Raw genomic sequence first — 7,904 nt, 5'->3', positions numbered from 1 at the left:
CTGCGCGCGTCGCGGGCGGCGCGCTCGCGGTGGCCGCGGTCGCGGTCGTCGGCGCGCAGCTCGCCGCGGACCGCACCACCGAGCCCGACCCGGCCCAGCCGCCCACGCAGGTCGCCCGCCCGCTCGGCGACGGTGCGGTCGTCGAGGTCGCCGACGGTCTCCTCGCCGCGAACCGGCCGGGCGCCAAGCACGCGCCCGACCCCCGCATCGACCCGCTCGTCGACGGGGCCACCTGGCAGGTCGACCTCGGCCTGAGCACGGACGACCACGAGCTGGTGCTCGGGGTCGGACCCGTCGTCGACGGCCTGCAGCAGGGCGCCGCGTACTACAGCCGCGTGACCGCGAGCGGTACGTCCGACGGCTACGGCGGTGGCGTCTGGACCTGGGGCACGCCGTCCGTCGAGGACGGCGTGCGGCTCGTCGCCCCGCTCGACTCGGGCGAGTGGAGCGAGCTCGTGGTCGTCCCCACGACGATGCGTGACCCCCACGTCCTGCTGTGGAGCACCGCGGGGTTCGAGGCGTCCGGCGGCTCGAGCGTCGCGGTCGAGCTCCCGACGTTCGCCGCGCCCGACGGTCAGCTGCTCGCCGCCGCTCTCGGCGACCCCGCCGTGGCCGGCTCGATCCAGTCCGGCGAGTCGGGGGTCGTCTTCGTCGGGTCCGACGGTCGCGTCGTCCAGGCGCCGTGCGCCGACCTGCCCACGCCGCAGTGCCCGACCATCGACGACGTGCCCGGGCTCGCGGCTGCGGTCGCCGCGGTGACGTCGGCGCCGACCGCCGAGACCGCCGCGACCACCAAGCTGGCGGAGGGCGTGCACGCCACCACCTCGCTCGCGCGGTCGTCGGGCGACGGCTGGGACGCCGGTCTGCGGATCACGGGCTCGTGGGCCGACGAGGGCGAGTCCGGCGTCGTCGTGCTGGCACCGGCGACCGAGGTCGAGCTCGGCACCGCGCGTGACGCGTTCGACGTCCCCGCCACGGACGGGGTGCGCGTCCGCGTCTCCGGCCTCGACGGTGTCAGCGCGTTCACCTGGGCGGACGACGACTCCGCCGACCGCTTCCCCGCCCAGAAGTACTACCCCGGGTCGTTGCGCTGGGACATGAACGACGACGTCCGCCTCCTGGCCGGTGCCGTGCCCCGGTGGCTGCCGAACGGCCGGGTCGTGCTGTGGCTGCCGCGCGGCGTCGTCGGGAACGACGGCGAGCGGGTCCACGCGCTCGACGTCCCGACGTTCGCGGACCCCACGGGCAGCGGATCCCACCTCTACGCGATCAGCCTCGACGAGGGCGTGGCCATGAGGGACGTGACGGCGCTACGGGACGCGCTCGTGCTCTACCTCGGCGAGGGGACGACGGCCGACGAGGTCGCCGAGGGCTCGGGCAGGTGCACCGCGCTGGACCCCGCGTGCCTCGAGGCGCAGCCGGACGGCGGCGCGGCACTCGTCGCCGCCCTCGCGGAACGCGGCGTGGACGTCGCCGACGTGACGCTCGGCGCAGGCGTCACGCCGCCTGCCGGGCCGTCGACCGCGGCCTCGGTCGGCGAGGGGATCACCGCGGCCACGGCCTGGTCCGACGACGAGCGCCTCGACCTGGGCGACGTCGAGGGTCGGCGGGTGTGGCTCGAGCTCGCCGACGGTGCCGGCGACGTCCTGCTGCCGACGCTCTACCTCGACACGACGCTCCCACAGACGCAACCGCGTCAGCTCGACCTGACGTCGATGGACGGCACGGTCGCTCCGCTCGCTCCCGACGTGCGCGCCTTCGTCGAGATCGGTGCCGCACCGCAGGACGGCGCCTGGCGGGCATTCACCTGGTCCGTCATGGGGAACGCGCGGGGCGACCTCCCCGTCGAGCTGCCCACCGTGTGGCACGGCGATCGCGCGATGTACGCGTACGTCGCGACGGACGCGTCCGGGCACTTCGACACGCTGAGCACGAACGTCTGGGTGTCGCCTGGTGGCGACGTGCTCGTGCCTGGCTGTGAGGGCATCAGCGAAGAGGAGTGCGAGCAGACGGGCGGCACGCCGGGGATCTTCGCGGACGTCCGCGCGGCGCTCGGCTGACGTCGCCTGCAGTGAGGCGCGAGCACGCGACGAGGCCCGTCTCCGGTGGACCGGGGACGGGCCTCGTCGTCGTTCGCGGCCGCGAGGGCCGGCAGGTCAGGCGCCGAGCAGGCGCGGGGCGAGGTAGGACGTGACCTGGTCGAGCGCGACGCGCTCCTGGCTCATGTCGTCGCGGTGCCGGATGGTGACGGCCTGGTCGTCGAGGGTCTCGAAGTCGACCGTGATGCAGAACGGCGTGCCGATCTCGTCCTGCCGGCGGTAGCGGCGACCGATCGCGCCGGCGTCGTCGAAGTCGACGTTCCAGTTCTTGCGGAGCTCGGCCGCGAGGTCGCGCGCCTTGGGCGAGAGCTGCTCGTTGCGGGACAGCGGCAGGACCGCGGCCTTGACGGGCGCGAGGCGCGGGTCGAGCTTGAGCACGACGCGCGTGTCGACGCCGCCCTTGGTGTTGGGCGCCTCGTCCTCGGTGTAGGACTCGACGAGGAACGCCATGAGGCTCCGCGTCAGGCCCGCGGCCGGCTCGATGACGTACGGCACGTAGCGCTCGTTCTTGCCCTGGTCGAAGAACGACAGGTCCTGGCCCGAGTGCTCGGTGTGCGTGGACAGGTCGAAGTCGGTGCGGTTCGCGATGCCCTCGAGCTCGCCCCACTCGCTGCCCTGGAAGCCGAACCGGTACTCGATGTCGACGGTCCGCTTCGAGTAGTGCGACAGCTTCTCCGCCGGGTGCTCGTAGAGCCGCAGGTTGTCGCGGTCGATACCGAGGTCGACGTACCAGTCGGTCCGGTAGTCGATCCAGTACTGGTGCCACGTCTCGTCGGTGCCGGGCTCGACGAAGAACTCCATCTCCATCTGCTCGAACTCGCGCGTGCGGAAGATGAAGTTGCCGGGCGTGATCTCGTTACGGAACGACTTGCCGATCTGGCCGATGCCGAACGGGGGCTTCATGCGCGCGGCGGTGTAGACGTTCTTGAAGTTCACGAAGATGCCCTGCGCGGTCTCGGGCCGCAGGTAGTGCAGGCCGGACTCGTCCTCGACCGGGCCGAGGTAGGTCTTGAGCATCATGTTGAAGTCACGGGGCTCGGTCCACTCGCCCTTGGTGCCGCAGCTCGGGCACGGCACGCCCGCGAGGCCGCCCTCGGGCGCGCGGCCCTTGCGCTCCTCGAACTCCTCGAGCAGCTGGTCCTCGCGGAAGCGCTTGTGACAGCTCAGGCACTCGGTGAGCGGGTCGGTGAACACGCCCACGTGGCCCGAGGCCACCCACACCTGGCGCGGCAGGATCACCGAGGAGTCGAGGCCGACGATGTCGTCGCGGCTCGTGACCATCGCGCGCCACCACTGGCGCTTGATGTTCTCCTTCAGCTCGACACCGAGGGGTCCGTAGTCCCACGCGGAGCGGGTACCGCCGTAGATCTCGCCGCTCGGGAACACGAAGCCTCGCCGCTTGGCGAGGGAGACGACGGAATCGAGACGCGAGGGTGCCACGGCGATGCTCTCCAGGTGTTCGAGGCCCGCCGCTGGGTGCTGCGGGCTGGGGTCTGAGCGAAGTCCGTGGGGCGTCGTGCTCGACGTCCCACGGAGCCCGCCCAGGCTACCGGTCGTGCACCGTCGACCTGGCATCCATTCGTCCGTGGCCCGCACCCCGCCGCCCGGCGGGCGCGCGCAGGTCAGTGCTGCGAGACGCAGAACTGGTTGCCGTCCGGGTCGGCGAGCACCGTCCAGGAGAAGCCGCCCTCGGTGTGCGTGTCGACGAGCGACGCGCCGTCGGCGACCAGGCGCGCCACCTCCGCCGGCGCGTCGGACGCCGCCAGGTCGAGGTGCACGCGGTTCTTGCCCGGCGTCGCCTCCTCGACCTTCTGGAAGCCGACGCGCGCCACTCCCTGCACGTCGGCCGCGACGACGAACCAGCCGTCCGACTCGTCGCGGACCTCGCCGCCGAGCTGCCGTGCCCACCACGTGGCCAGCGCCACCGCGTCGGTCGTGTCGAACGTGACCATCTCCACCGTGAGTCCCATGCGGGCCACCGTAGAGCGCACCTCCGACACGCACCGGGTACTCAGTCCTTCGTGCCCCGCGCGCGGGGTCGCGCCCGCACGTGCATGCGCTCGCCCTGCGGGCCGAACAGCGTGAGCAGCTCGGTGGGCCCCGGGCCGGGGTTCACGAACGCGTGCGGCGTGCGCGTGTCGAACTCCGCGACCTCCCCCTCGCCCAGCACGAGGTCGTGCTCGCCGAGCACGAGCCTGACGCGGCCGGACAGCACGTACATCCACTCGTAGCCCTCGTGCGTCTGCTGCTCGAGCGTGCGTTGCGGCGCGCTCGGCGCGAGCACCATCTTGTAGGCACGCAGCCCGCCGGGTCGGCGCGTCAGCGGCACGTACGTCGCACCGCGGTGCTCGAAGGGCTGGGCGTGCACGCGCGGGTCCCCGGTGTGCGGTGCGCCGACGAGCTCGTCGAGCGGCACCTGGTGCACGCGCGCGAGCGGCAGCAGCAGCTCGAGCGTCGGCCGCCGCTGCCCCGACTCGAGCCGCGACAGCGTGCTCACCGAGATGCCCGTCGCGCTCGAGAGCGCCGCGAGCGTGAGGTCCCGCCGTTGGCGCAGCGCGCGCAGCCGCGGCCCGACACCCGCCAGCACGTCGTCAGTCATCCGCTCACCTCCCCATCCGCCCACCTTGCCACTTCGGCAACGATCCTTGCCGCGCGGCGACTCCGTGGGAGACGGTCCCACGAGGACACCGCACGCGGACGGACGGAGCACAGCATGGAGCGTCACGACGAGCACGAGCCGCACCACGGGCACGACCTGCAGCACCAGCACGGAGACGACGCACCCCCGCACCCCACCGCGTGGCCGGGGTCGGGCACCGGCTCGTCACCCGGCGGCGACGGGGACGGCACCTGGGACGGCACGTGGGACGTCGTCGTGGCCGGTGGCGGCGCGGCAGGGCTGGCGGCCGCTCTCGTCCTGTCCCGCGCCCGGCGCCGCGTGCTCGTCGTCGACGACGCCCGTCCGCGCAACGCGGTCGCCGCGCACGCGCACGGCTACCTGACCCGCGACGGCATCCCGCCGCGCTCGCTGCTCGCGCACGGCCGCGACGAGGTCGCGGGCTACGGCGGCGAGCTGCGCACCGGCCGCGTCGTGGCGGTCAGCGGTCACCTCGGCGCGTTCGAGGTCGAGCTCGACGACGGCAGCCACCTCACGACGCGCACGGTCGTGAGCGCGACCGGCGGGCGCGACGTCCTGCCGGACGTGCCGGGGCTGGCTCGACGCTGGGGCCGCGACGTGCTGCACTGCCCGTACTGCCACGGCTGGGAGGTCGGCGACGGACCTGTCGTGGTCGTCGGCGACGGACCCCTGGGCGTGTACGCCGCGCTGCTCTGGCGGCAGTGGACCCCGCGCGTCACGCTCCTGCGCGGCGACCCGCTGCTCCCGGCCGACGAGGCGGCACGCCTGTCCGCTCGTGGCGTGCGTGTGGCCCTCGGCGGCCTCGCCGAGCTCGTCGTGCAGGACGACGCACTGACCGCCGTGCGCACCGACGCCGGCGAGACGATCCCGGCGGACGCGGTCGTCGTGCGCACGACCCTCGAGGCGAACGACGCGCACCTGCGCCCGCTCGGCCTCGTCGCCGAGCCCGTCGAGCGCGCGGGCGTCGTCGTCGCCACCGCCGTGCCGGCCGACGAGGCGGGCGCGACCGCCGTCCCCGGGGTGCGCGTGGCCGGCAACTCCTTCGACCCCATGGCCACCGTCCTGACGTCCGCCGCGCAGGGTGCGAGCGTCGCGGCGCAGCTGAACGCCGAGCTCGTCGAGCTGGACGCCCGCGAGGCCGTCGCGCGCTGGCGTGAGCAGACCGCGGGCGACGTGCGCGACCGGTCGACGTGGTCGCTGGACGCGGCGGGCTGGGAGGACCGGTACGGTTCCGCGCCCGCGGTGTGGAGCGGGCAGCCGAACGCGGCGCTCGTGGCACACACCGGGCACCTCACGCCCGGGACTGCGCTCGACCTGGGGGCAGGTGAGGGTCGTGACGCGGTGTGGCTGGCCGAGCAGGGCTGGCGGGTCACCGCCGTGGACTTCGCGGCGACCGGGCTGGCGCGCGGCGCACGTGCGGCAGCCGACGCGGGGGTCGAGGTGCGCTGGGTCCAGGCGGACGTCGCGACCTGGGACGACGACGCGCAGTTCGACCTCGTGACCTCGCACTTCATCCATCTCGCGCCGCAGGCGCGCGCAGGCTTCGTCGCGCGCGCCGCCCGGCACGTGGCCCCCGGCGGGACGCTCCTGATCGTCCAGCACGACGCGCTGGACCTCGCCGCGCCGGTCGGCCGGCCGCACGACCCCGGCATGTTCCCGGGCGCCGACGAGGTGCGTGACGAGCTCGTCACGCTCGACGGGGCCTGGGTGGTCGAGGTCGCGGCGTCGGTCCCACGGCTGGCCCGGACGGGCCAGGGTGAGACCGTCACGGTCCACGACGCGGTCCTGCGGGCGCGACGCGCCTGAACCCGGCCGCGGCGGGTCAGTCCACGCGCACCACGGTCTCGGCCAGCACGCGCCGCAGCAGGGGGCGGGACGTCTCGGTGGCCGCGAGCACGAGCAGCACGCCCACGGCCAGGCTCGCGGCCAGCAGCAGCGGACCCTGAGGAGCCGTGAGCACCGCGAACCCGAGCAGCGGCAGGAGCAGCGCGAGCGCGAGGGCCGCCGATCCGACGGACGCCACGACCACCGGGCCGACGACCTCGCGCCGCCGCACGTCGTCGAACAGCTCTGCGGGCGCCCCGGCGAGGTGCGCGAGCGCGAGCTCGCGCCTGCGGTCGAGGACGGAGGCGGCCTGCGCGATCCCCGCCGACGCCGCGGCCAGCAGGAACGCGATGAGCAGGGTGAGCAGCCCGCCGGTCACGATGTCGCCCGTCAGGAGGCGGGTGTCCGCGTCGTCCCCGGACACGTCGGCCAGTGCCGGGATCACCGCGAGCGCACCGGCGACGAACGAGGCGAGCGCGAGCCCGCCGACGACGCGCCACACCCCGAGCGGGTCGTCGAGCAGGCGTCGTGCGGCGAGCAGCTGGGCGGGGGTGCGGGCGCGCCGCAGCCGGCGCCGGCCGGCCACACCCAGGAGCCACGGACCGATCGCGTTCACGGCCAGGAAGGCCAGCGCGAGCGCGCCGAGCAGCACCGCGACCGTCGCGGCGGCGAAGAGCTGCAAGGTCATCGACACGACGACGAACGACGCGAACGCGACGACGGCGACGACCACGCGCACCGCGCGAAGCGCCGGCGGGCGCACGCGTCGCGCCACGCCCAGGGGTGAGACCACGACCTGGCGCAGCGTGACGGCCCCGCTCACCGCCGCGAGCAGCGGGACGACGAGCCACACGAGCGCCAGCACGCCGGGACCGACCCACAGCTCGCCCACCGTGAACGTCCGTCCCAGGAGCGGGATCGCCGCCCACACGGGCAGCAGCACCCCGTAGAGCACGGTCCCCAGCACGGCACCCGCGAGCCCCTGGGTCGCCGTCTCGACGAGCGTCAGGCCGACCACCTCGCGCGGCGTCGCGCCGAGCAGCCGCAGGGTCGCCAGCCGCTCGTTGCGGCGCGCCACCCCGAGCCGCGCGGCCGCGCCGCCCAGGGTCAGCAGCGGCACGACGAGCAGGACGGTCGCCACCCAGGCGAGCAGCACGTACGTCTCACCCAGGCGCTCCTCGAACCCCGTGACCGGGTGCTGGGCGCGCTCGACGAACCCGAGCGTCGCCGCGAGCACGCTCGTAGCCAGCGCGCTCGTCACCGCGAACGCGAGGACGGCGAGCGTCGTGGTGAGGCGACCGTCGCGCCCCGAGGCGCGCGCGAGCCGCGGCGCGAGCCCGACG

6 protein-coding genes are annotated in these 7,904 nt (G+C 74.6%); 2 read left to right on the top strand and 4 right to left on the bottom strand.

The window, feature by feature from the left end:
- Positions 1 to 2,060 (top strand): hypothetical protein (locus CWIS_RS18820; protein WP_048343040.1); only part of this gene is annotated, 2,060 nt, incomplete at its 5' end.
- Positions 2,061 to 2,156: 96 nt separating this feature from the next.
- Here the strand turns inward: CWIS_RS18820 and CWIS_RS09490 are convergent.
- The 3 genes from CWIS_RS09490 to CWIS_RS09480 all read right to left on the bottom strand — a co-directional run bounded on the left by CWIS_RS09490 (position 2,157) and on the right by CWIS_RS09480 (position 4,698).
- Entirely contained in the window at positions 2,157 to 3,545 is a 1,389-nt protein-coding gene (locus CWIS_RS09490) for a glycine--tRNA ligase (RefSeq protein ID WP_048343042.1), read from the bottom strand.
- A gap of 176 nt (positions 3,546 to 3,721) precedes the next feature.
- Positions 3,722 to 4,069, bottom strand: coding sequence for a VOC family protein (locus CWIS_RS09485; protein WP_048343039.1), 348 nt, complete (start codon positions 4,067 to 4,069; stop codon positions 3,722 to 3,724).
- Positions 4,070 to 4,110: 41 nt separating this feature from the next.
- Positions 4,111 to 4,698: a helix-turn-helix domain-containing protein gene (locus tag CWIS_RS09480; RefSeq protein ID WP_048343038.1), complete on the bottom strand. Its 588-nt coding sequence runs from the start codon at positions 4,696 to 4,698 to the stop codon at positions 4,111 to 4,113.
- A 114-nt stretch (positions 4,699 to 4,812) separates the two neighbouring features.
- Between CWIS_RS09480 and CWIS_RS09475 the strand changes: the two genes are divergently transcribed.
- Positions 4,813 to 6,543, top strand: a complete 1,731-nt coding sequence (locus tag CWIS_RS09475; RefSeq protein WP_082156354.1) for a bifunctional NAD(P)/FAD-dependent oxidoreductase/class I SAM-dependent methyltransferase — start codon at positions 4,813 to 4,815, stop codon at positions 6,541 to 6,543.
- A gap of 16 nt (positions 6,544 to 6,559) precedes the next feature.
- On the opposite strand, the gene CWIS_RS18815 is transcribed toward CWIS_RS09475, so the two are convergent.
- The coding region (locus CWIS_RS18815; RefSeq protein WP_048343037.1) for an FtsX-like permease family protein at positions 6,560 to 7,904 on the bottom strand (1,345 nt) is incomplete at its 5' end.

Source organism: Cellulomonas sp. A375-1 (assembly GCF_001040865.1).
GTDB classification, from domain to species: Bacteria; Actinomycetota; Actinomycetes; order Actinomycetales; family Cellulomonadaceae; genus Cellulomonas; species Cellulomonas gelida.
The sequence above is the reverse complement of the archived record's forward strand: the minus strand, read 5'-3'. Positions and strand labels throughout refer to the sequence as shown.